At 47.7% G+C, this 22,447-nt stretch carries 23 protein-coding genes and 1 tRNA gene; 13 read left to right on the top strand and 11 right to left on the bottom strand.

Going from position 1 to position 22,447, the window contains the following annotated elements:
• Window positions 1-42: 42 nt before the first annotated feature.
• Both CDA54_RS12865 and CDA54_RS12860 read right to left on the bottom strand, forming a co-directional pair.
• Window positions 43-678, bottom strand: a complete 636-nt coding sequence (locus CDA54_RS12865; RefSeq protein WP_099035429.1) for a methyltransferase domain-containing protein — start codon at window positions 676-678, stop codon at window positions 43-45.
• A 405-nt stretch (window positions 679-1,083) separates the two neighbouring features.
• On the bottom strand, window positions 1,084-1,701 hold the full coding sequence (locus CDA54_RS12860) for a c-type cytochrome (protein WP_099035428.1): 618 nt from the start codon (window positions 1,699-1,701) through the stop codon (window positions 1,084-1,086).
• A 209-nt stretch (window positions 1,702-1,910) separates the two neighbouring features.
• On the opposite strand from CDA54_RS12860, the gene yihA reads away from it, so the two are divergent.
• A complete protein-coding gene (gene yihA, locus CDA54_RS12855; protein WP_099035427.1) occupies window positions 1,911-2,531 on the top strand; it encodes a ribosome biogenesis GTP-binding protein YihA/YsxC in 621 nt (206 codons plus the stop codon).
• A gap of 295 nt (window positions 2,532-2,826) precedes the next feature.
• Here yihA and polA read toward each other — a convergent pair whose 3' ends face one another.
• The gene (gene polA, locus CDA54_RS12850) at window positions 2,827-5,562 is read right to left on the bottom strand and encodes a DNA polymerase I (protein WP_099035426.1); all 2,736 of its coding nucleotides are present in this window, start codon (window positions 5,560-5,562) and stop codon (window positions 2,827-2,829) included.
• A gap of 469 nt (window positions 5,563-6,031) precedes the next feature.
• Here polA and elbB point away from each other — a divergent pair, with 469 nt between their 5' ends.
• From elbB to CDA54_RS12825, 5 genes are all read left to right on the top strand, one after another.
• Window positions 6,032-6,685 carry an isoprenoid biosynthesis glyoxalase ElbB gene (elbB, locus tag CDA54_RS12845; RefSeq protein WP_218962411.1) on the top strand — a complete coding sequence of 218 codons (654 nt, stop codon included), beginning with the start codon at window positions 6,032-6,034 and terminating at the stop codon, window positions 6,683-6,685.
• A 189-nt stretch (window positions 6,686-6,874) separates the two neighbouring features.
• Complete coding sequence (locus tag CDA54_RS12840) at window positions 6,875-7,312, top strand: YtoQ family protein (RefSeq protein WP_143452293.1); 438 nt, start codon at window positions 6,875-6,877, stop codon at window positions 7,310-7,312.
• Complete coding sequence (locus tag CDA54_RS12835) at window positions 7,313-8,764, top strand: TrkH family potassium uptake protein (protein ID WP_099035423.1); 1,452 nt, start codon at window positions 7,313-7,315, stop codon at window positions 8,762-8,764.
• 113 nt (window positions 8,765-8,877) lie between these two features.
• The gene (locus tag CDA54_RS12830; protein WP_099035422.1) at window positions 8,878-10,125 is read left to right on the top strand and encodes an EAL and HDOD domain-containing protein; all 1,248 of its coding nucleotides are present in this window, start codon (window positions 8,878-8,880) and stop codon (window positions 10,123-10,125) included.
• A 72-nt stretch (window positions 10,126-10,197) separates the two neighbouring features.
• Window positions 10,198-10,284, top strand: a tRNA-Leu gene (locus CDA54_RS12825).
• Window positions 10,285-10,337: 53 nt separating this feature from the next.
• Here CDA54_RS12825 and CDA54_RS12820 read toward each other — a convergent pair.
• The 5 genes from CDA54_RS12820 to def all read right to left on the bottom strand — a co-directional run bounded on the left by CDA54_RS12820 (window position 10,338) and on the right by def (window position 15,207).
• Window positions 10,338-10,889: a DUF2780 domain-containing protein gene (locus tag CDA54_RS12820; protein WP_099035421.1), complete on the bottom strand. Its 552-nt coding sequence runs from the start codon at window positions 10,887-10,889 to the stop codon at window positions 10,338-10,340.
• Between the two features lie 103 nt (window positions 10,890-10,992).
• A complete protein-coding gene (gene trkA, locus CDA54_RS12815; RefSeq protein WP_099035420.1) occupies window positions 10,993-12,372 on the bottom strand; it encodes a Trk system potassium transporter TrkA in 1,380 nt (459 codons plus the stop codon).
• Between the two features lie 85 nt (window positions 12,373-12,457).
• Window positions 12,458-13,756: a 16S rRNA (cytosine(967)-C(5))-methyltransferase RsmB gene (gene rsmB, locus CDA54_RS12810; RefSeq protein ID WP_099035419.1), complete on the bottom strand. Its 1,299-nt coding sequence runs from the start codon at window positions 13,754-13,756 to the stop codon at window positions 12,458-12,460.
• On the bottom strand, window positions 13,753-14,688 hold the full coding sequence (fmt, locus tag CDA54_RS12805; RefSeq protein WP_099035418.1) for a methionyl-tRNA formyltransferase: 936 nt from the start codon (window positions 14,686-14,688) through the stop codon (window positions 13,753-13,755). The genes rsmB and fmt overlap by 4 nt, the downstream gene beginning before the upstream one ends.
• Window positions 14,689-14,697: 9 nt before the next feature.
• A complete protein-coding gene (gene def / locus CDA54_RS12800; protein WP_099035542.1) occupies window positions 14,698-15,207 on the bottom strand; it encodes a peptide deformylase in 510 nt (169 codons plus the stop codon).
• Between the two features lie 269 nt (window positions 15,208-15,476).
• On the opposite strand from def, the gene CDA54_RS12795 reads away from it, so the two are divergent.
• The 6 genes from CDA54_RS12795 (at window position 15,477) to hemF (ending at window position 20,357) form a co-directional block, all read left to right on the top strand.
• Entirely contained in the window at window positions 15,477-16,541 is a 1,065-nt protein-coding gene (locus tag CDA54_RS12795; RefSeq protein ID WP_099035417.1) for a LysM peptidoglycan-binding domain-containing protein, read from the top strand.
• Between the two features lie 30 nt (window positions 16,542-16,571).
• Window positions 16,572-17,690, top strand: coding sequence for a DNA-processing protein DprA (gene dprA / locus CDA54_RS12790; RefSeq protein WP_099035416.1), 1,119 nt, complete (start codon window positions 16,572-16,574; stop codon window positions 17,688-17,690).
• Between the two features lies 1 nt (window position 17,691).
• Window positions 17,692-18,168 (top strand): DUF494 family protein, encoded by a 477-nt coding sequence (locus CDA54_RS12785; protein WP_099035415.1) that lies wholly within the window; start codon window positions 17,692-17,694, stop codon window positions 18,166-18,168.
• Window positions 18,169-18,239: 71 nt separating this feature from the next.
• Window positions 18,240-18,806: a topoisomerase DNA-binding C4 zinc finger domain-containing protein gene (locus tag CDA54_RS12780; RefSeq protein WP_099035414.1), complete on the top strand. Its 567-nt coding sequence runs from the start codon at window positions 18,240-18,242 to the stop codon at window positions 18,804-18,806.
• 63 nt (window positions 18,807-18,869) lie between these two features.
• Entirely contained in the window at window positions 18,870-19,442 is a 573-nt protein-coding gene (gene tsaC, locus CDA54_RS12775; protein ID WP_099035541.1) for an L-threonylcarbamoyladenylate synthase type 1 TsaC, read from the top strand.
• A gap of 6 nt (window positions 19,443-19,448) precedes the next feature.
• On the top strand, window positions 19,449-20,357 hold the full coding sequence (gene hemF, locus CDA54_RS12770; RefSeq protein WP_099035413.1) for an oxygen-dependent coproporphyrinogen oxidase: 909 nt from the start codon (window positions 19,449-19,451) through the stop codon (window positions 20,355-20,357).
• A 52-nt stretch (window positions 20,358-20,409) separates the two neighbouring features.
• Here hemF and CDA54_RS12765 read toward each other — a convergent pair whose 3' ends face one another.
• Window positions 20,410-20,847, bottom strand: a complete 438-nt coding sequence (locus CDA54_RS12765) for a group II truncated hemoglobin (protein ID WP_099035412.1) — start codon at window positions 20,845-20,847, stop codon at window positions 20,410-20,412.
• Here CDA54_RS12765 and aroE point away from each other — a divergent pair.
• Window positions 20,846-21,664 (top strand): shikimate dehydrogenase, encoded by an 819-nt coding sequence (gene aroE, locus CDA54_RS12760; RefSeq protein ID WP_099035411.1) that lies wholly within the window; start codon window positions 20,846-20,848, stop codon window positions 21,662-21,664. The two genes, CDA54_RS12765 and aroE, sit on opposite strands and share 2 nt — an antisense overlap.
• A gap of 1 nt (window position 21,665) precedes the next feature.
• On the opposite strand, the gene CDA54_RS12755 is transcribed toward aroE, so the two are convergent.
• Window positions 21,666-22,193, bottom strand: a complete 528-nt coding sequence (locus CDA54_RS12755; RefSeq protein WP_099035410.1) for a gamma carbonic anhydrase family protein — start codon at window positions 22,191-22,193, stop codon at window positions 21,666-21,668.
• Window positions 22,194-22,196: 3 nt separating this feature from the next.
• A partial coding sequence (locus tag CDA54_RS19740; RefSeq protein WP_218962407.1) for a hypothetical protein occupies window positions 22,197-22,447 on the bottom strand: 251 nt, incomplete at its 5' end.

The following is a 22,447-nucleotide window of genomic DNA, read 5'->3' as shown; positions in this document are numbered from 1 at the left end:
ACCACTGAGGTTGCGTGTTGATGAATCTCTCGGTCGCATATTCTACGCGAGCTTTTGCAGTAGTACTACATCAGGGCCACTTACTTCGAGGCGCATATTGAACTGATGGGCTAACCAATGAAATGTTTTTTCACTGAAAAAGCATACATGGGTCGGGTCATTCTTATAATGCCAGGTTGAAAATGCGTCTCTGTCAATCACTCTCTTCGTCATAATGGCCAGCCAGCCATGGTTTTTCAGTATGGACATCCAGCGATACCATACCTGACCAGGATAGAAAAAATGCTCTATAGCTTCTGAGCAGGTGATGAAATCGTAGGTTTGACTAAATGCCTGTTCATCCGGAAAGTAAAAGGGATCGTAATAATCCACATAATGCCCCTGATTAATGAGCAAACTGGCGAGAACCGGTGACGGCCCACAACCATAATCCAGACCTTTGCTGTGAGGTGAAAGACATTGCCCCAGGGGCTTTACCAGACGGTTCAAAAAAGAGATATATCCGGCATCATCGGGGCGGTTCTGGTGCAGGTCATATTCTGCTTTTTCAGATTGAGCCGACAGTCGTTGCTCAGGGGGAACGAAAACCAGCCTGCAGGTGGCACATTGCCAATAATCTCTGCGCCGATCTTGCCAGTAATGCGCACAGGTAGGTTGTTGGCAGAGGGGGCAATGCATTGAGGTGATACACCAGAAAAAGAAAAGGCGATAGTTTAGCTATCGCCTCTCGTATAACCAAGTGCCAGATGACACTTCTCCCGTTATTCCGCTTTTCCCTAAACGTGTTACGACAACCTTATCTGAGTGCTTCTCTTTTTGTTGTTGTTCGCGAAGCTTGTTTATTATCGGCCATCCAGGCGCTTTATTTTTACCATCCCTGAAAATTTAAGAGTAGAGTCAAACACACGGCTTTCGTCTTGATCCCTTCCTGGGGCACTGCTTCCCTGTTGTTTGAGGCAAAAGAATACAGTATCGAATTTATTTTACAACTCATTTACAAAAAAAAGTTGAACTTTTGTATCATATTATTGACAACAGAGAGCCAGAGGCTTGTATGGCCCCGATTATGGGGCCTGTTATTCTTCAATACAGTCCAACCAGAAACTTAGAAAGGAGTTCGATCTCTTCATCGGTAAGGCGTTTTGCGACGTCCTGCATCATACCGTTCATGTCATTATTTCGTTTCCCGGCACGAAAATCTTCCAATTGCTTTTTGATATAGGTGGCGTGCTGCCCGCTGATATCCGGAAAATTAGCCAGAGCCATGCCGTCGCCCCTGGGGCCATGACAAGCCGCACAGGCCGTTAACCCACGTTCCACATCACCACCGACATAGAGTTTCTGTCCTTTCTCTATAACGTTTTCAGGCGCACTGCCAGGCTTGGGCTTTTGCTCGTTGTAAAAGGCTGCAAGGTCTAATATGTCCTGGTCGGAAAGGGGGGCAGCCATACCTGACATTACCGGATCATAACGGCCCTCTTCACCACCGGTTTTGGATCCTAGGCGGAATTCCTGAAGCTGTTTAATCAGATATTTCTGATGTTGTCCGGCCAGAGAAGGGTACATGTCTACCGCACTGTTGCCATCTGCACCATGGCAGGCAGCACAACTGGTGGATTTTTCTTTACCTGCTTCAGCATTCCCTGCGGCAAAAACAGGGAGTGTAAAAATAAAGCAAAGTATTGTGCATAGTTTTTTCATATTGATTCTCGTTGAGCTTAGTGTGGCTGGCTACTGGTCATGCAGTATTTTACACATTTAAACCGGAAGGAAAATAATTTCCATGGATTTATAGGGGTTTAGCACTCATACGGGTGCAACTGATGATGCTACAATGTGCCACAGAAACAATCGGCAAAACAGGGCACATAAGCCTTTTATGCTATTTTAATCAAAGAGATGGAGTCACCGTGAGCTATTACAGCCAGGCCAGTTTTATAATGAGTGCGCCAGACATTCGGCATCTGGGCGCGGATGAGGGCATTGAAGTGGCATTTGCGGGTCGCTCAAATGCTGGTAAATCCAGCGCATTGAATCGCATCAGTCGCCAGAAAGGGTTGGCCCGAACCAGCAAAACACCGGGGCGAACTCAACTGATTAATGTATTTGAACTGGATGAGAATCGGCGGCTGATTGATTTGCCAGGATACGGCTTTGCTCAGGTTCCTCTGGAAATGAAAAAAAAGTGGCAAAAGTCTTTGGCAGAATACTTACAACAGCGAGAAAGCCTCAAGGGTTTAGTGGTGCTGATGGATATCCGTCATCCTTTTAAGGACCTGGATCAGGATCTGATTCGGTGGGCTGTCAGCAGTGAATTACCAGTGTTGGCGTTACTCACAAAAGCCGATAAATTAAAGTCAGGTAAACGCAAAGCACAGTTATTGATGGCCCGGGAGGCAAGCCTTGCATTCTGCGGTGATGTAACAGTACATGCGTTTTCTTCCCTCAATGGTATTGGTATGGCAGAAGCCGAGGGGGTTCTGAATGCCTGGTTTGGTTTAAATACCGCCGAAGAAAAAGAAAAGCCCTGACCAAAAGGCCAGGGCAAACACACTCAGGGACACACATAAACCGTAAAGTCAGAGTATGCCCTCAGGCAAAAGTTCACTGGGAAAGTAAATTTCTTTTATGAAATTTAAATACGCAAACTATTCAGGCCTGAAGGATTCATCAGGACATAAAAAAACCCCGGCCAGAGACCGGGGTTAAAGCAAAGGTTTGAAAGATAGAACATCATACCTCTGTACCCTACGGAAGAAATACTATGTTCAATCTTGTCTCAATGCAAGCTTTTTTGTAATTAAATTACATTTATGTCGTTTTAGTTTAGTGTGCCTGATCCCAGTTATCGCCAATTCCGGCTTCTACAAGTAGCGGCACATCAAGCTTTGAGGCGTTCTCCATCAGTTCGGTGATATGCTGTCGATGCGCTTCGATATTATGTTCTTTTATTTCAAAAATAAGTTCATCATGCACCTGCATGATCATTTTGACTTCGCTGGCTGCATTTTCTGTAATCCACTGGTCGACTGCCAGCATGGCCTTCTTAATGATGTCGGCTGCTGTGCCCTGCATCGGTGCGTTGATTGCTGCACGTTCAGCGCCTTTTCGTCTTGCTCCATTGCTGGATTTAATCTCAGGTAAATACAACCTACGCCCAAAAACAGTGGAAACGTAGCCCTGAGACTTAGCCTGCTCTCTGGTATCGTGCATGTAGGTCAATACGCCAGGGTAACGTTCGAAGTACAGATCCATATACTCCTGTGCTTCATGCCGGGGGATATTCAGTTGTTGGGACAGGCCAAAGGCTGACATCCCATATATCAGTCCAAAATTAATTGCCTTGGCATTGCGGCGCTGTTCGCTGGTTACCATATTCAGACTGACACCAAAGACCTCTGCTGCAGTTGCTTTGTGAATATCGAGGCCGTTGGCAAAGGCATCCAGTAATCCTTTGTCTCCCGATAAATGAGCCATGATTCGCAACTCTATCTGAGAGTAATCAGCGGCCACAATCTTGCAGCCTTCGGGTGCGACAAATGCTTTCCTGACTTTTCGGCCTTGTTCAGTGCGGATTGGAATATTCTGCAGGTTCGGATCGGTGGAAGACAATCTGCCCGTGGCAGCCACAGCCTGATGATAAGAGGTGTGTACTCGCCCTGTGCGGTGATTGATCATTTTCGGCAGTTTGTCGGTGTAAGTGTTTTTAAGTTTGCTCAATCCCCGATATTCCATAAGCAGCTTTGGTAAAGGGTAATCCATTGCCAGTGTCTGCAGCACATCTTCTGATGTGGACGGTGCCCCCTTTGGCGTTTTCTTGACCACGGGTAACTGCATCTTGTCGAACAGAATTTTTTGCAACTGCTTGGTTGAACCAAGATTAAATTCTTCGCCAGCCAGTTCATAAACGTCTTTTTCCAGTTCCAGAATTCGGCTGGCGATGTGCTGACTCTGTTCGCGCAATTGTTGGCTGTCTATGAGTACACCGGTAAATTCCATTTTTGATAATACGGGGATCAGTGGCACCTCTATTTCAGTAAGCACATGCTTCAGACCCGCTTCTTGCTCGATCTTTGGCCAGATTTCCTGGTGTAAACGGTAGGTGATATCTGCATCTTCGGCCGCGTATGGTGCGGCTTGCTCAAGGGCGATTTGGTTAAAGGTCAGTTGTTTGGCACCTTTTCCGGCAATGTCTTCAAACTTTATTGTCTGAAAATCCAGATAGCGGCTGGCCAGACTGTCCATGTCATGACGGCCGGCTACGCTGTTGTATACGTAGGACTCAAGCATAGTATCAAAGGCAACGCCATTTAACTGGATGCCATAGTTAGCCAGTACATTCTTATCGTACTTTAGATGCTGACCCACTTTGAGGCGTTGGGAGTTTTCCAGCCACGGTTTCAGTTGTTCTAATACCCAGTCGCGCTCTAACTGTTGTGGGGCATCGGCATAATCATGGCCTACAGGCAGGTAAGCCGCCTCACCGGGGGATACTGCAAAGGAAAAACCTACCAGCTCTGCCTCCATATAGTTGAGGCTGGTGGTCTCGGTATCCAGTGCTATCAATGGGGCTTGATCCAATTTATCTATCCAGACCTTTAACGCCTCTTTACTGAGAATGGTTTCATAGTTTTTGTGACTGATATTATGTTGCTCAGTTTTTTCAGGTGCCGTGGTGTCGCCTTGCTCAATCTCTTCCAGCCAGCGTTTGAAGTTATAACGGCTGTACAATTCTGCAAGTTGCCCGGTATCAGGCTCTGAGGGAACCAAATCCTTTGGCGCAACGTTCAATGAAACATCGGTTTTAATGGTCGCCAGTTGATAGGAGAGACGGGCTTGTTCTTCATGGGTCCGCATTTTCTCTGCCATGGTCTTTGCACCACGGAAATTTAAGGTGGCAATCTTGTCCAGGTCAGTGAATATCTTATCCAGGCCACCCAGGTTTTGTAGCATGGCTAAGGCACTTTTATCACCCACTCCGGGTACTCCCGGAATATTATCCGAGCTGTCACCTTTGAGTGCGAGAAAGTCAATAATCAGCTCTGGTGGAACACCAAATTTCTCAACAACACCCTCGGGGTCGAGTAACGTATTCGTCATGGTATTGATAAGGGTGACATTATTATCAACCAGTTGGGCCATGTCTTTGTCGCCGGTGCTAATCAGTGTGGCAATGCCAGCAGCGCTGGCCTGGCAGGATAAGGTGCCAATAACGTCGTCAGCCTCTACGCCATCTTCAACAATGATCGGCAGGCCCATGGCCTGAATGATGTTGTGCAGAGGCGCAATTTGCTCACGCAAGTCATCAGGCATAGGCGGTCGGTTTGCCTTGTACTGGTCGTAGATATCATCCCGGAAGGTTTTACCTTTAGCATCGAATACGACGGCAATGTGGGTAGGGCTAATTTGCTTGATCATACTTCTGAGCATGTTGATAACACCGTATATTGCACCGGTATGCTCGCCTTTTTCATTAGTCAGATTAGGCATGGCATGGAAAGCCCGGAACAGATAGGACGAGCCATCTACCAGAATGAGAGGGTTATCAGGAAGTTTAGCCATAGTGTTTCGCTTTTTGCCGGAAATAATGAGTAGGATGCCATAATACCAAATGGAATAAATAACTGACTCACTCCCTTTACAAAGGAGCCGGTAATCTATTCCATTTGGTGTCGACAGGGTGACGGATTATCGCAGGGTTATGCACAGCCTTGTTGTCCTGTGGATAACCCTGTTAATTATCTTTTTTCCCACGACAAGACCCACCTCACGAAGAATACAGTGAAGTGTTTGAAATGCTTATATATAGCGGTTTTGATAACTAACGGATAACAGCGGGACCGTTTATAATTTTTATTTTCCTTTGTGGATAACGCTTTGCAAAGATCTTTGACCTCGGGCAAAACGAGACGTTACTCTAACACAACCTTGTTATTTGAAAAGCGCTGATTGCCCAAGGCTTAGAATTATTGGCTATGAAGGTTCCGAGTAAAGGGCATAAGTAAGAATTCTTCTGGACTGGAGCGTAATGATGAAAAATGTAGCGGTTGTTTTAAGTGGTTGTGGTGTATTCGATGGAGCTGAGATCTATGAGTCTGTACTCACCTTGCTGGCTCTTGATACGCACGGTGCCAAATACCAATGTTTTGCTCCAGATATGCAGCAGTACCATGTGATTAATCATCTGACCGGAGAGGAGATGGAAGGGGAGCGCCGCAATGTTCTGGTTGAGGCGGCTCGTATTGCCCGGGGAGAAATAAATAAACTCGAAGATCTTGATGTGAAAGATTTTGACGCACTCCTCCTGCCGGGCGGCTTTGGTGCGGCGAAAAACCTCAGTGACTTTGCACTTAAGGGCTCCGACTGTACCGTACAACCTCAGGTAGAAAGAGTGTGTAAAGCATTCGCTGAGAAAGGTAAACCTGCCGGTTACCTGTGTATCGCACCGGCGATGTTGGCACGCATTTATGGTCGTGATGTAAAACTGACCATCGGCAATGATGCTGAAACAGCGAAGGCGATTACAGACATGGGGGCTGAACACATTAATTGTGCCGTGACGGATGTGGTCGAAGATACGGATCATAAACTGGTGACGAGCCCGGCTTATATGCTGGCTCAGAATATTGGCGAAGCGGCCAAAGGCATTAATAAACTGGTGGATAAGGTATTAGGTATGGCGTAGCGAACAATTGGCGAATGAACTGTCAATAACCCGGTATTGCATGAATCAGCTTAGTCGTTGTCTCAAAATCAGGCTCCGCTCAAATCCTTTAAGCTAAATACTGGTAATTATTGGTTTTTTATAATTTACCCCTTTTGATCTGAGGCCATACAGTCAATAATTAGATATCCCATTAGCCTCGGTTATTGAATGTACAAGCGCGTATACTTGGCAGGAGACAATCACTCCTGCTGGCAACAGGAGTTGCAGTCCCAGGCCCGGAAAGCGCGGCTGGCCATTAGTTTCAGGTGTTCCTACAAACAGGTTGAGTCTGACTCAATTGCTATGGAAGCCGGGAGTGCAATGGCTGGAGCTCGCCGTGTTGAAGCTCTGAACGATGCTCTGCTGAGTAGGGCTGAGCTGATTATTGTGCGTTTTAGTGAAGATTCGGATCACCGTTCAAATCTTGTGGCGGTTGCACAAGCCATCGTCAGGGGAAAGTCTGTGATGGTGCTGTACGATAACGAAATGGCGGATAAATTTTCCAGTATACCCAGAGTCGCTACAGCTGTTGCGGGGGATCTCGCGCAGTTGCTGTCACTGCTGGATATCTGGAGTACTACTAATAAAGCGACAGATAACAACTAAATGCAGTATCGCACAATCATCCGAATTCTCGGCCTGCTGGTGGCACTGTTCAGTGTAACAATGCTGCCTCCTGCTCTGGTGTCCGTCATTTATGGTGACGGTGGCGGGTTGCCCTTTTTGCTCGCTTTTTTTCTTTGTCTGATAACCGGTCTTTTATCCTGGTATCCAAATCGACGTCATCGTTCAGAGCTCCGCGCCAAAGAAGGCTTTCTTATTGTTGCGTTGTTCTGGACTGTGCTGGCGAGTTTTGCCTCACTACCTTTTATTTTTCTTGAGCAGCCTGAATTATCTGTTACCGATTCTTTTTTTGAAGCTTTTTCCGGCCTTACCACTACAGGCGCTACAGTTATTGATGGCATTGATTATCTCCCCAGGGCAGTTCAGTTTTATCGTCAACAATTGCAATGGCTGGGCGGTATGGGGATTATCGTGTTGGCTGTGGCAATACTCCCTATTCTGGGAGTAGGCGGCATGCAGTTATATCGGGCCGAAATTCCCGGCCCGGTCAAAGACTCAAAGATGACACCAAGAATCGCCGATACGGCCAAGCATCTGTGGTACATCTACCTGGTGTTGACGCTTGCTTGCATGTTCGCATACTGGTTGGCGGGAATGAGCTGGTTTGACGCCATTTGTCATGCATTCTCAACTGTAGCCATCGGCGGGTTTTCAAATTACGATGCCAGCATTGGCCATTTTGACAGTTCACTGATCAACGCCATTTGTGTTGTGTTTCTGTGGATATCGGCACTGAACTTCGCCTTGCACTTTCATGCTGTCAACAACCGCAGCATCAAGGCGTACTGGCGTGATCCTGAGCTCAGGGCGTTTTTTGCCATTCAGCTGGTATTGGTACTAGTCTGTTTTGCTGTTCTTACCGCACATCAATGGTATGCGGACGTTGAAACCGCCTTCGATCAGGCACTCTTTCATGCCGTTTCGATCAGTACTACCGCAGGTTTCGCTGCTGATAGCTTTGCAGACTGGCCGGTGTTCCTCCCTATTATGCTAATCTTTGCCAGCTTTATAGGTGGTTGTGCAAGTTCCACGGGTGGGGGCCTGAAAGTGGTCCGGGTGATACTGTTGTTCCTGCAGGGAAAGCGGGAAGTTGATAGATTGGTACATCCCAAGGCCGTTTATTCAGTGAAGCTGGGAAACAGGGCTTTACCGGACCGGGTTGTGGAAGCTGTGTGGGGCTTTTTCTCTGCTTATGCACTGATTTTTATCATTATTATGATTGCCATGGTGGCAACAGGTATGGATAACCTGACGGCTTTCACCGCTACTGCAGCCTGTCTGAATAACCTTGGCCCCGGTCTGGGCGCTGTTGCTGCCAACTTTGCCGATGTCACATCGGTTGGAAAATGGCTATTGGTTCTGGCAATGTTATTTGGCCGCCTGGAAGTGTTTTCTCTGTTGGTTTTGTTTTCCCCAACTTTCTGGCGAAGTTAGTTCAATTGGTATTAATTCTGCTGGTTTTCTGTTCATCATCTGATACAGTCGATGCAGGACATCCGGCGACGCGTCGGAAGTTCAGATAATAATTTCGTCTGAGGGTCAGACCCATGTTTGCTTATGTAGCCCGACATCCGATACTGGACACAGATAAAAATGTCTACGCGTATGAATTGCTGTTCAGGGATGGTCGTAAAAACTGTTTTCCGGATATAAAGCCTGATGAGGCGACGTCCAAAATTATTACGGCCAGCCACCTGACGCTTGGTTTAGAAGATATTGCCTGTCATAAAACCTCTTTTATAAACTTCCACAAAGAGACACTGATAAATGGTTTTCCGACCATGCTGGATCCCGAATCGGTGGTGGTAGAAATTGTTGATACGGTACCCTCTGACAGCAGCCTTGTGGGAGCCTGCAAACAGATTAAGGACATGGGTTATAAGCTGGCACTGGATGATCATAACTTCGATCCCAGGTGGGACGCGTTTTTGCCTTATGTGGACATCATCAAAGTCGATACTCTGCGCAGTGATATAGATACGATTGCCCGCAATCTGCCCAAGTTTCAGCAGGCCAAGGTTAAACTGGTTGCTGAAAAAGTTGAAACCTATGAGGATTTTAACTGTTACCGGGATATGGGGTTTGATTACTTTCAGGGGTTCTTTTTCTCCAAGCCTGAAGTGATACGCCAACGCAACCTTCCCACGTCAAAATTGGCGCTGCTTGAATTATTGCAGGAAAGTTCCAACAGTGAATTCAGCTTTGAGCGCGTCAATGCCATTTTTGAGCGGGATGTGGGGTTGTCTTATATGCTGCTCCGGTTTATCAATAATCCAACTATTAATAAGCGCTACAAAATATCCTCATTGCGCCATGCATTGAACTATCTGGGTGAGTTGGAACTGAAGAAATTTATTTCTATTCTTGCTCTGGCGAACATGGGCGAAGATAAACCTGTCGAATTACTGCATCTTTCGCTGGTGAGAGCAAAATTCTGTGAGCTGGTGAGTATCGCTAAAAAAGATAAAGATAACCCGCCGAAAGGCTTTCTGGTTGGATTATTCTCTTTGTTAGATGCACTACTGGACCAGGATATGGGGTCATTGGTTGGGAAGTTGCCTATAGATGATGAAATCCGTTCCGCTTTGTGTGGCAGTGACGGCAGGCTTAAAAACTATCTTGGTCTGGCAAAAGCTTTTGAGAGTGCTAATTGGTTGGCGTTAATTAAGTTGTCGGGACAACTTGAGCTTAGCCAGAAGATGTTGCACGGGCTGTTTAACGAGGCGATTGTCTGGGGAAATGGGATCAGACAAACGATTTCACCGCACTTTCCAAGAAGCAAGGTTGCAAATTGAGCGAATGACATAAAAAAATGTCAGAGACCGTTGACTTTTTACCACCTAATCACTAAAGTACGCGCTCTTCTTGCCCAGGTGGTGGAATTGGTAGACACGCTAGCTTCAGGTGCTAGTGGGGGAAACCCCGTGGAGGTTCAAGTCCTCTCCTGGGCACCAATTCTTAAAAAAGCCCTGACGATTATCGTCAGGGCTTTTTTGTATTAGAAATATCAACTGTAGCCTAACTGCCCCAGCCCTTTGTTGATCAACACCCTTATTTGTTGCCCCTGCTCAGAATCCAGGTATTGTTGAAGTTGCTGTATATACAGTCCGATTTGCTCCGTGGATAGTCCCAGAGTATTGAACTGTTTCTTCACTTCGTTGATCGATTTTAATAAATCATTGTGTTCGCTGATACTGTCGATAAGACTGTCAAGCCCCTCAGCACTCTTCAGATTACTGACATCCGGCGCAGAAGATATCATTTCTTTTACACCCGGCAGTAGTTGGCTTAGCTGTTCGAATTGAGATGAAGATAAGCTTTTCTCAACATAACCCAGCAGTGCACCGAGTCCCCCTTCTGCCTGTTCAGTTGATACATCCAAATTTCTGGTCAGTGTGGCGACTAACTGATTGATGTCTGGTACTTCGGTGGATCCCGAAGGTGAGGCCTCATGGGCTTCCATCCCAAACCAGCCTTTTAGTGTATCCATCCAACCTTCTGCCTGAGCCGATGATGAAAACAGTAATACAGTTAATAGCAAAGATATTGTGCGCGACATTGAGGTAATCCCTTATATTCAATTTTGAAAGTGCTGCCAGTATAGCCCAACTTAGCAGGAAACCGAGAGTTGAGATGTAGAGGACAGAAAAGCCCTTTGTTTGTTAGCCGAAGAAAAAGGCGCTGGGCTGAAACAGCTTCTCCACATGGTCAATGTACTTTTTATCAACCAGGAACAGGATCACATGATCATCTGCCTCAATAACGGTATCTCCATGGGCGATGATAACTTCATCCTTACGAACCACAGCACCAATGGTGGTCCCGGGGGGTAACCTGATGTCGTTTATGGCTTTACCTACTACTTTTGACGTATGTTCGTCACCATGGGCAATGGCTTCAATAGCCTCTGCTGCGCCCCTTCTAAGTGAGTAAACATTTACTATGTCTCCACGCCTTACGTGGGTTAGTAGTGCGGAAATAGTGGCTTGTTGAGGGGATACGGCGATATCCACCTCGCCGCCCTGTACCAGGTCCACATAAGCGCTGCGCTGAATCAGTACCATGGTTTTCTTGGCGCCCATACGCTTGGCGAGCATTGCTGACATTATGTTGGCTTCGTCATCATTGGTAACGGCGATAAAAACGTCCGTTTGCTCTACCTGTTCTTCATTGAGCAGTTCCTGATCTGAAGCATCACCACAAAAAACCGTGGCTTTTTTCAGATTAGATGAAAGGTACTTTGCTCTTTCCTGATTAAACTCAATCAGTTTAACTTTATGTTTCTCTTCCAGTTGCGTTGCCAGGCCAGCACCTATAAGTCCTCCACCGGCAATCATGATCCGTTTATAGCTGGACTCCAGTTTTTGCAGTTCACTCATCACTGCGCGGATATGTTTAGTGGCAGCGATAAAAAACACTTCATCATCAGCTTCAATCACGGTAGTGCCCAAAGGACGTATTGGTCTGCCTCTGCGGTAAATAGCTGCCACCCGTGTTTCAACATTGGGCATATGTTCTTTGAGTGCAGACAGGGCATGACCTACGAGCAGCCCGCCGTAATAGGCCTTAACTGCGACCAGGCTGACTTTGCCATCGGCAAACTCGACGACCTGTAATGCGCCGGGGTAATCGATCAATCGTTTGATCGATTGTGTGACTAACTGCTCAGGTGCAATCATGTGATTGACCGGAATATCTGAATGTTTGAACAATTGTTCCTGGTATGCCAGATACTGACCGGAACGGATGCGGGCGATCTTGGTCGGGGTTTTAAACAGGGTATGGGCAATCTGACAGGCCAGCATGTTAGACTCGTCACTGTTGGTGACAGCGATTAGCATGTCAGCGTCTTCGGCTCCAGCCTTTTTCAGAACATCAGGATGCGAGCCGTATCCGGATATTACCTGCAAATCGAGACGATCCTGCAGATTTCTGAGAACATCATAGTCAGAATCTATAACGGTGATTTCGTTTTTTTCACCAACCAGATTTTCCGCAAGCGTTCCGCCAACCTGGCCGGCCCCCACTATGATGATCTTCATATTGTTACGATTCTTATGGTTATGAACTGAGATGTCATTTGTCGTTGCGACATCGGGTTAATAGTAATGCAAGTTTCCTTAATTATCAGCACTTTATCAGCCTGGCATAATAGAAACCATCCATTTCCCTGTCCCCGGGTAATATCTGCATTCCGGGCTGTTCTGTTCCCTCATCGGCAGTGACAGGTAATAGCTTTGCATCTTCAAGATTGCTTAAAAAGTTTTGTATCTGCAGACGGTTTTCCTGCTCAAGTATCGAGCAGGTGGCATATAAAAACGTACCGCCGGTTCTTAACAATGGCCACAGCGCCTCAAGTATCTGCCGCTGGGTCTTAACTAATTGTGGTATATCGCTGTCTTTTCGCAGCCACCGGATATCCGGATGCCGGCGGATCACTCCCGTTGCCGAACAGGGTGCATCCAGCAATATACGATCAAACTCTCTGCCGTCCCACCAGCTCTCGGGTTGTGCTGCATCACCTTGCAAAAGTGTGGCTTTGAGTTTCAGGCGCTGAAGATTCTCAGCTACCTTCTGCAGACGCTGGGAGTCAAGATCCAGCGCTATACATTCACCTAACTGAGGCTGCATTTCCAGAATATGGCAGGTTTTTCCACCAGGAGCAGCGCAGGCATCCAGCACTCTGTCTGAAGGTTCTGCGCATAGCAAACCAGCGGCCATTTGCGCCGCACCGTCCTGAGCGGAAAACCAGCCTTGCTGGTAGCCAGGCAAGGTCGTCAGATCATACCCTTTGCGTAAAATAACGGCATAGGGAGCGTCCGCAATATTGGATTCGAACTGAATTTGCTGTTCTGTCAGTGCCTCACAGAACTCATCTGTACTGATCTGTTGCTGATTAACGCGAAGCCAGATGGGGGGCCGCTCATTTGTTGCTGCCAGTATTTTCTCTAAATTCTGCGGGTAGATCTGGCTAAGGTGTCGATAAAGCCATTTGGGCATGCCTGAGGCGATCTGGATATCTTCTGAGCGCCGGCTTGCCATGTCCTGGCGAATAAAGTTTCTCAGGCAGGCATTGACCAATCCTTTTAGACCGTTACATTTGAGCTTGTCACAAGCTCCTACAGTTTCTGATACTGCGGCATGGGCAGACACCCGGGTGAAGGCTAACTGGTATATTCCTAACAGTAATAAATGCTCAGCTATTTTCTGTTTTTTCTTAAGTGGTTTTTGCAGTAACAGTCGCAGCCAGCACTGAAGTTGAGGCAGGTTACGCAATACGCCATAAACCATTTCCTGCAGCCAGGCGCGATCTCTTTCAGTATGCTGGGCTTGCAACTGCGTGAAGCTCTGACGCAGAGATTGACCTTGCTCCAGGACATTAAACAGCGCAATAGCCCCATCGGCTCTGAGTTTACTTGCACTCATGGCAGAATGATTCCCGGAGCAAACAGCTCCCGACGGGCATTAAGTACCTCCGCTGCTGACATGGCCTTTTTACCGGAAAGCTGAATTGTCTCAAGGCGCAAAGCACCGGTGCCTGTGGCTACCAGAACCCCCTGTTTATCAGCACTAAGAATCTCACCTGGCTGGCCCTGATCGTTACTGACACTGGCTTTCCAGACCTTAATGGGATTTCCTTCAAGCTCAAAATAAGACACCGGCCAGGGGTTAAAGGCTCTGATATTACGCTCCAGTTGTGCGGCATCGGTCTGCCAGTCTATACGGGCCTCTTCCTTGGTAAGCTTCTGAGCATAGCTTGCCTGTTGACTGTCTTGTGGTACCGCTGTGATTTCTGACAGGGATGCCAGCGTGTCCAGCAGAGCGTCAGGACCCACTGCTGCAAGCTTCTCATACAAAGTGGCACTGGTGTCAGTTGGGGTGATATCGACAGATTGTTTTTGCAGGACATCGCCGGTGTCTAACCCTTTATCCATTTGCATGATGGTTACTCCGGTTTGACTGTCACCCGCCCACAGAGCACGCTGAATTGGCGCCGCACCGCGCCATCGGGGTAGTAAAGAGCCATGGACATTCAGGCAACCCAGGGCGGGTATGTCCAGAATCGCCTGAGGTAATATCAGGCCGTAGGCGACAACAATCATAATGTCTGCATTGAGCTCATGGATTTGTTGTTGTGCTTCCTCTGTACGCAACGATGCGGGCTGGTAAACCGGCAGGCTATGACATTGGGCCAATTGCTTGACGGCACTGGCCTGAAGTTTCTTACCCCGGCCAGCGGGGCGATCGGGCTGAGTATAAACGGCGACCACGTGGTGGTGTGATTCTATCAAAGCCTGTAGATGCTTGGCGGCGAAATCCGGTGTACCGGCAAAAACAATATTATAAGGTTTTTTCAATGGTGGGCCTCAGGCTCGGGTCAACTGGCGGGCTTCCTTTTCCAGCTTTTTGCGTATGCGCTGGCGTTTCAGGGGCGAAAGGTAATCAACAAAGAGCACACCACGCAGATGATCCAACTCGTGTTGGATACAAATGGCCAGCAGACCATCGGCCTCCATACTGAACGATTCTCCGTTGATATCCAGCGCCGTCACTTTGATATTTTCTGCACGCTCAACCTTGGCATAATTGTTCGGCACTGAGAGACAGCCCTCTTCGCTGATTGTAGAGCCATCTTTTTCCGTGATCTGCGGATTGATAAATACCAGTGGGTTACTCTGGTCCTCTGAAACATCCATAACGACGACACGCAGATGCGTATTAACCTGAGTGGCGGCAAGGCCTATGCCATTTTCTTCACGCATTGTTTCAAACATATCCGCGATCAGAGTACGTATTTTGTCATCAACCACTGCTACCGGTTTAGCAACAGTGCGTAAGCGCTCATCGGGGAAGCGCAGAACTTCTAATTTGGCCATGGCGTAATCAGCTACACTTAAATTCATGAAATTGAAGGCGTTAAATATCAATTAACATACGAAACTAGCTAAAAGACTATTTAATACCTGAGAATACCCGCTATTCTAGCTCAAATGAGGTCAAAAAATAATAGTGCGGATCTATTGCATGTAACAGTGATGAAACTTCAGCTTAAATGCGACAGAGAAGGCTATATTGTTAATGACTCACTTGCCGCCAGGATATTCAGTGTGGTCGGAATCTTATTAAGCAAGCTGCCGGGGGAAATATGCGGTTTAATCTATCTAAATGGCTGGTCACACTTTTGTTCTTACCAGTCTGGTGTATGGCTGTGGTTATCAGGCCGGATGCACCTGAAGTATACAGGGTAAAGAAAGGCGATACCCTTTGGGATATTTCCGCCATGTATCTCACTCAACCCTGGCTGTGGCCTGAACTGTGGCGTACCAATAGCCATATCACCAATCCACATCTGATATTTCCGGGCGATGAGTTGCGGCTTGTTATAAATGAAGACGGTGAAGCTGAACTGGTGTTGTCACGTGAGACCACAGACAAACCACAAAAGAAACTGAGCCCTGAGGGGCGGTTGGTTAACAAGAGTAATACTCCTGTGCCGGTATTGCCCTGGTCGGTCATTGCGCCTTTTGTAAAAAACGCAGTGGTGCTGACTGAAGAAGAGTTTAACGCCTTGCCAAAAGTTCTCATTGATTATGATGATACGGTCAGATATGCGACTGAAGATGTGGTGGTGGGCGAGAAGGGCATTGTCTCAGATGAAATGCTGGTGTTACGCCAGGAGCGCTCTATCTATGATATGCAGGATAATAAGATCGGCGTTCAGATACGTAACCTGGCCAGCGCCACATTGATACCCACCCAGAATCAGCAATATAGCCTGTTGAAACTGGACAAGTCGCGAATGGAGACCCGCACTGGAGATCGACTGGCCCCCGTATCTATTATGCCTGAGCCTGAGGATATTCAGCTTCGTTCTGCTGAAAACCAGCGAGGGCACATTCTGGGGAACCTGCAGGAGCATGATCTTATGGGACGCCTCGATGTGATTGTAATCGATCTGGGTCAACAACACGTTGCTCCTGGCACCGTCATGGGTATTTACAAACGTGGCCCGGTTGTGCAGGGCGATAGTCGTGACAATGTTGACAAGAGTTGGCTTCCGGAAATCTTTGACAGTGAGGAAGGTCCGCAGCTACCCGCCATCAAAACCGGGGAGTTGGTGGTATTCAAGACGTTTGCGCGCACAAGTTACGCATTGATCTTAGACAGCTCCGATATCGTTCGAAGGGGAGATATTATTGCCAGACCCTGAGGGGCTGGCAGTCTGACAGAGGACAGCGATATGTCACAGGATGTGAAGTTAAAATTAGCCAGGTGGATGACTCTCGAACAGCTACCGAGGTTTGGAGCGGCCACCCTGGCAGCGCTTGAACAAAAGACTGAAGGTAATCTGCCGGGTTTATTTGATTTAACCGATGCTCAACTCACCAGCATCGGTTTAAGCAAAGATCAGATTGGAATTCTCAGGCATCCGAATCAGGACTGGCTGGACAGAAATTTTGCCTGGGAAGCTCGCTCTTCTAAGTACTTTCTGCTTGGCTATGACAGTGCCGATTATCCGCAACAGTTAAGAGAATTGTCCCGTCCGCCGCTGCTCCTCTATGGTCAGGGTAATCGTCATTGTCTGAATGCGCCGCAAGTTGCCATTGTCGGCAGCCGTAATCCGACTTTGCAAGGGCGCCAGTTAGCTTTTGAGCTGGCTTCTCAGCTCAGTCAGGCTGGCTTCGTTATTACCAGTGGTATGGCGTTGGGAATCGATGGCTGGGCTCATAAAGGGGTTGTTCAGCAAGGCGGAAAAACTATTGCCGTACTGGGCTCGGGTCTCGAACAGATTTATCCTAAACGTCACCTGCAGTTAGCAGATCAAATCGTACAAAGCCAGGGTTGCCTGTTGTCCGAGTTCGCGCCATGGCAAAGGGCCTGTGCTGATCACTTTCCCCGGCGTAACCGTATTATCAGTGGCCTGAGTCTGGGTACCGTGGTGATAGAAGCCGCTATCAGGAGTGGCTCGCTGATCACTGCCCGATATGCGCTGGAGCAGGACCGGGATGTTTTTGCCGTTCCCGGTAGTGTTTACAACCCGCTGTCCAAAGGCTGTCATTATTTGATTAAGCAAGGCGCCAGGCTGGTAGAGAGCGCTGAAGATATTATTGAGGAATATCAAAATGTTGTTAGCCTGGGGGGTAAAGTAAGTGATAATGATGCCGAAAAAAATAGTGACAATGTCTTGGCAAGGGACAGATTGTTAGATAGTGTTGATTACGAGATCACGCCTGTTGATGTGATCACACAGCGCAGCGGCCTGCCACTCAAGGCAGTGTTGTCAGAATTATTAGAATACGAATTGCGCGGTCTGGTAATCACCGCCCCTGGTGGTTACATAAAATTGAGGGGAAAATAGTATGTTTGACATCCTCATGTATCTGTTCGAAAACTTTATTCATAGTGAAACGGAAATTCGTGTTGACCAGGACGAGTTGACTGACGAGCTTGTACGTGCCGGTTTTCATCATGATGAGATCTACAAAGCGCTTTCCTGGCTAGAAAAGTTGGCGGCATTGCAGGAGTCAGATATCCATCCCTATCTGGCTAACGCATCAACATCAGTCCTGACCCGCATATATACAGCCCAGGAGGAGATGCGCCTGGATGTGGAGTGCAGAGGATTTCTGATGTTCCTGGAGCAGATTAATGTACTGGATGCCTGTACCCGGGAAATGGTTTTAGATCGGGTCATGGAGATCGATACGTCAGAATTTTGTCTGGAAGATCTGAAATGGGTCGTGCTGATGGTACTGTTCAATGTGCCAGGCAAGGAAAATGCCTATGCGCAGATGGAAGAGTTGTTGTTTGAAGAGCCTGAAGGGTTGTTGCACTGACCCGGAAGGAAAGGCAGTGGCGCCCGGATATTAAGCGGGCCATTGCAATATACCTATGACATAATTCTTAGATGTCTAAGATCGATCATTCCTTGTTTAAAGCCGATGAGCATGCGCTTGAGCATGCCTACGGCAATTGTCCCAAATGTGACGCCAGACTCCAGATACGGTCCGGCCGCAGTGGTCCGTTTCTCGGCTGTAGCGGTTATCCGCAATGTGAATTCAGTAAGCCATTGCATGAGTATCAGTATCATGAGCTTAAGGTCATCGAGGATTCCGCTTGTCCACAGTGTGGCTCCAGTCTGGCGGTGAAAAAGGGTCGTTATGGATTATTTATTGGCTGTACTCATTTTCCTCAATGCCACCATATCGAAAAAATAAATCAAAAAGCGGAAACGGCCATTGGCTGTCCCTCCTGTAACAAGGGGCAACTGCAGGAGCGTACAAACCGTTTCGGTAAACGGTTTTTTGCCTGTGATCGTTTCCCTTCCTGTAAGTATTTGCTGAATGATGCGCCGGTATTGGAGGCTTGTCCTGAATGTGAATGGCCGCTGATGTTAAAAAAGAATGGGGCTCATGGAGAATATCTTCAGTGCCCTCAGCGCCGATGCCAGTATAAGATCTTATCCTCTGAGTGATTGGTCTGAAACTGGAACTTTAAGGCTGTATAATCCCGGGATTGTTATCAAATGGCATCGCAGATGAATGAATCACATATCCACTGGCACGAAGAGACCAGACAAGCCTTTTCGGAAGGCAAACTGCTCGCTTACCCCACGGAAGCAGTGTTTGGTCTGGGCTGTGATCCGGATAACCAGTACGCGGTGATGAGCCTGCTGGCATTAAAACAGCGGCCGCTGGAAAGAGGGTTGATTCTGGTTGCAAAAACCTATTCGCAGCTTTTGCCTTATGTGAAAGATTCCGCTATTCCACTGGACAGGCGTACCGGTATTATTTCAAGTTGGCCGGGCCCGGTTACCTGGTTATTGCCGAAATCGGATAGTGCGCCTGACTGGATAACCGGTGGCAATGATATGATCGCCGTGCGGGTTTCGGCGCATCCGGTGGTAGCCCAGCTGTGCGAGTTGTTTGATAAGCCGCTGGTCTCTACCAGTGCGAATCTCACAGGTCAGCGACCGGTTACCGAAGCGAGCGAGATTGTGCATACCTTTGCCGATAAGGTGCTATTGGTGCCGGGAGAGCTGGGAGGAAGTTTAAAGCCTTCTGAAATTCGTCATGGTCTGACTGGCAAGATCATCAGGCCGGGAAAGTAGAGTCGTATGTCTGAAGTTAATCTGGATTCGGTCAAACAGTTTTTACTGGGTTTACAAAACAGCATCTGCCAGACCCTGGAACTGGTGGATGGAAAAGGTAATTTTGTCGAAGACAACTGGCAACGAGAGGAAGGCGGTGGAGGCCGTACCCGTGTAATGGCTGGTGGCCAGGTGATTGAGCAGGGGGGGGTTAATTTTTCCCATGTTTATGGTGATTCACTACCCCCTTCTGCTACAGCTGCAAGACCTGAATTGCAAGGCCGAAGTTTTCAGGCGATGGGTGTGTCTCTGGTGATCCATCCCAACAATCCCTATGTGCCAACGTCGCATGCGAACGTGCGATTTTTTGTTGCCGAGAAGCCGGGAGAGAAGCCAGTTTGGTGGTTTGGCGGAGGCTTCGATTTGACGCCTTTTTATCCTTATTTAGAAGATGTTCAGCACTGGCATGAAGTGGCCCGGGATCTCTGTTTGCCCTTTGGTGAAGAGGTTTATCCTAAGTATAAAAAATGGTGTGATGATTACTTTTATATTAAGCACAGAAAAGAAACCCGTGGTGTCGGTGGCTTGTTCTTCGATGATTTGAATGAATGGGGGTTCGACACTTCCTTTGCGTATATGCAGGCGGTAGGCAATGGTTTTCTGGATGCCTATGTGCCGATTGTAGAGGCGCGTAAAAGTCAGGCTTTTGGGGAGCAGGAGCGTCAGTTTCAGCTTTACCGCCGTGGTCGCTATGTTGAGTTTAATCTGGTCTATGACAGAGGCACACTTTTTGGTTTACAAACCGGTGGTCGCACTGAATCCATTCTGATGTCTATGCCGCCCCTGGCCAGATGGGCCTATGATTATAAGCCGATGCCCGGGAGCCGCGAAGATCAGCTCTATCAGCACTTCCTAAAGCCGAGAGACTGGCTCTAGAACACCCTTATCTCTTTTACTTTGTGAGTTTGACTTTCTTTTACGGCTGGAATCATTGATTTTTCATATGCCTGGCCAGAGGGACCAGATTATTCCAGATAACCTGTCTTAGCTGATCGTCTGTAACCGATTCCTCTAGTGCACGATTCATGCAGTACAACCATTGGCTGATCATCGACTCGTCCACTTTGACATGCAGATGCCTTGCCCGAAGTTGAGGGTGTCCATACTTCTTTTCATACAGTGAAGGACCTCCCAACCAGCCCGTCATAAACTCGAAGAACTTTTTCCGGGTGGTGCGCAGATCTTCTGAATGGATTGCCCTGAGTTGGGCTGCCTTGGGATCCTGCTCCATAATGTCATAAAAGCGCTGACATAAATTCAGTGTGGTTTCTTCCCCGCCAATCATTTCATATAAGCTGGCCGGTTTGGATTTTGCTGACTTCTGGTTTAATCTGCCCAGCCAGTCGTTAAGCTTGGTAAACTTCATGGATCAATACGCCGTTTTTGGTAATCCTATTGCACACAGCAAATCGCCTTTTATCCATACCATGTTTGCACAGCAAACAGGGCAATTGCTGCATTATGAGGCGATCTTAACACCTTTAAAGGGTTTCAAAGAGAAGGTACAGCAGTTCTTCGGACAATCGGGGCGAGGGGCCAACATCACCCTTCCTTTTAAACAGCAGGCCTATGAGCTGGCTGATGAGTTATCGAATGCAGCTCAGCTTGCTGGGTCCGTCAATACCTTGCTTTACGACCGGGGGCGGATAAGGGGGGATAACACTGACGGCGTGGGTCTGGTCAGGGACTTAGCCTTTCACAATATCAGTCTCAGGCAAAAGTCTATACTCTTGCTGGGAGCCGGCGGTGCGGCGAGAGGCGCTATTTTGCCGATACTGGAACAGCAGCCAGACTCCCTGCATATCGCCAATCGTACAGCTACAAAAGCACAAGAATTGGCCAGGCAATTCGCGGATTATGGCAACGTATCCGGTGGAGGACTGGAGCAGATCCCCGCTGACAACTATGCTCTGATCATTAATGCCTCGTCTTCGGGGTTGTCCGGAGACAGACCGCAGATTCCGCAATCTCTCATTAACAATGACAGTGTTTGCTATGACATGGTATATGGTAAGGGCATGACGTCTTTTAATTTGTGGGCAAAAAAAAGCGGCGCGGCACGACAACTTGATGGACTGGGAATGCTGGTGGAACAGGCGGCGCAAAGTTTCTACTTATGGCGAGGTGTTATGCCCGAAACCCAGGCTGTGCGTGAAGCTTTGCGTCAGCACCTGTTTAATTGAATTATGACTGGGACAGGTAGTCATCTTTGAGCTCTACATAATTTAGTGCTGATTGCCTGAGAAAGTCTATTTCTTCTTGCCGTAAAGGTCTGGACTGGGTAACCGGGCTGCCTACATACAAATGTCCTGACTCCAATTTTTTTCCCGGCGGAACCAAAGCGCCGGCACCGAGAAAGACATCATCTTCTATGATGGCACCATCCATGACAATAGCGCCCATACCCACCAATATCCTGTTGCCAAGTATGCAACCATGCAGCATACACTTATGACCTACCGTTACGTCATCGCCAATTAACAAAGGATAGCCGTCCGGGTTATGGTTAGATTTCCGGGTAACATGCAATACCGTGCCGTCCTGAATATTGGTTCGCGCACCAATGCGGATAAAGTTAACATCACCCCTTGCCGCAACCAAGGGCCAGATACTCGAATCATCACCCAGCGTAATATCCCCTTTGATCACGGCGCTATCTTCCACATAACAGCCTTTCCCCAGGACTGGGGCCTTACCTTTATATAAATTCATAGCTTATCTCCATAGTAAATAGCGCTGAAAGTGTTGAAATAGTAGCAAAAATAGGCGTTTAGTGCCTGTTTCCTGCTCAAAGCCAAATAAACCACATAAAAATAGCAAAAAGTCATTGACGATAAAATTGGGATCTGTAGAATGCGCGCTCTCTTCAGGGGACATCGGCAACGACAAACCTGAACGGTAAACAAAGCAAAATAAATTATTTAGGCTGCTTGACTTTACCAAAGGATAGCGTAAAATGCGCGTCC

This window comes from Lacimicrobium alkaliphilum (assembly GCF_002591895.1).
Classification (GTDB): Bacteria; Pseudomonadota; Gammaproteobacteria; order Enterobacterales; family Alteromonadaceae; genus Lacimicrobium; species Lacimicrobium alkaliphilum.
Note: the sequence above shows the minus strand (reverse complement) of the source record. Positions and strands in the feature narration are given on the sequence as shown.

Excerpts from the sequence above, each read along its gene's own strand:
- CDA54_RS12865 (WP_099035429.1), bottom strand. The coding sequence starts at position 678 with ATGCATTGCCCCCTCTGCCAACAACCTACCTGTGCGCATTACTGGCAA.
- CDA54_RS12860 (WP_099035428.1), bottom strand. The coding sequence starts at position 1,701 with ATGAAAAAACTATGCACAATACTTTGCTTTATTTTTACACTCCCTGTT.
- polA (WP_099035426.1), bottom strand. The coding sequence starts at position 5,562 with ATGGCTAAACTTCCTGATAACCCTCTCATTCTGGTAGATGGCTCGTCC.
- elbB (WP_218962411.1), top strand. The coding sequence starts at position 6,032 with ATGAAAAATGTAGCGGTTGTTTTAAGTGGTTGTGGTGTATTCGATGGA.
- CDA54_RS12840 (WP_143452293.1), top strand. The coding sequence starts at position 6,875 with ATGTACAAGCGCGTATACTTGGCAGGAGACAATCACTCCTGCTGGCAA.
- CDA54_RS12835 (WP_099035423.1), top strand. The coding sequence starts at position 7,313 with ATGCAGTATCGCACAATCATCCGAATTCTCGGCCTGCTGGTGGCACTG.
- CDA54_RS12830 (WP_099035422.1), top strand. The coding sequence starts at position 8,878 with ATGTTTGCTTATGTAGCCCGACATCCGATACTGGACACAGATAAAAAT.
- CDA54_RS12820 (WP_099035421.1), bottom strand. The coding sequence starts at position 10,889 with ATGTCGCGCACAATATCTTTGCTATTAACTGTATTACTGTTTTCATCA.
- trkA (WP_099035420.1), bottom strand. The coding sequence starts at position 12,372 with ATGAAGATCATCATAGTGGGGGCCGGCCAGGTTGGCGGAACGCTTGCG.
- rsmB (WP_099035419.1), bottom strand. The coding sequence starts at position 13,756 with ATGAGTGCAAGTAAACTCAGAGCCGATGGGGCTATTGCGCTGTTTAAT.
- def (WP_099035542.1), bottom strand. The coding sequence starts at position 15,207 with ATGGCCAAATTAGAAGTTCTGCGCTTCCCCGATGAGCGCTTACGCACT.
- CDA54_RS12795 (WP_099035417.1), top strand. The coding sequence starts at position 15,477 with ATGCGGTTTAATCTATCTAAATGGCTGGTCACACTTTTGTTCTTACCA.
- dprA (WP_099035416.1), top strand. The coding sequence starts at position 16,572 with ATGTCACAGGATGTGAAGTTAAAATTAGCCAGGTGGATGACTCTCGAA.
- CDA54_RS12785 (WP_099035415.1), top strand. The coding sequence starts at position 17,692 with ATGTTTGACATCCTCATGTATCTGTTCGAAAACTTTATTCATAGTGAA.
- CDA54_RS12780 (WP_099035414.1), top strand. The coding sequence starts at position 18,240 with ATGTCTAAGATCGATCATTCCTTGTTTAAAGCCGATGAGCATGCGCTT.
- tsaC (WP_099035541.1), top strand. The coding sequence starts at position 18,870 with ATGAATGAATCACATATCCACTGGCACGAAGAGACCAGACAAGCCTTT.
- hemF (WP_099035413.1), top strand. The coding sequence starts at position 19,449 with ATGTCTGAAGTTAATCTGGATTCGGTCAAACAGTTTTTACTGGGTTTA.
- aroE (WP_099035411.1), top strand. The coding sequence starts at position 20,846 with ATGGATCAATACGCCGTTTTTGGTAATCCTATTGCACACAGCAAATCG.
- CDA54_RS12765 (WP_099035412.1), bottom strand. The coding sequence starts at position 20,847 with ATGAAGTTTACCAAGCTTAACGACTGGCTGGGCAGATTAAACCAGAAG.
- CDA54_RS12755 (WP_099035410.1), bottom strand. The coding sequence starts at position 22,193 with ATGAATTTATATAAAGGTAAGGCCCCAGTCCTGGGGAAAGGCTGTTAT.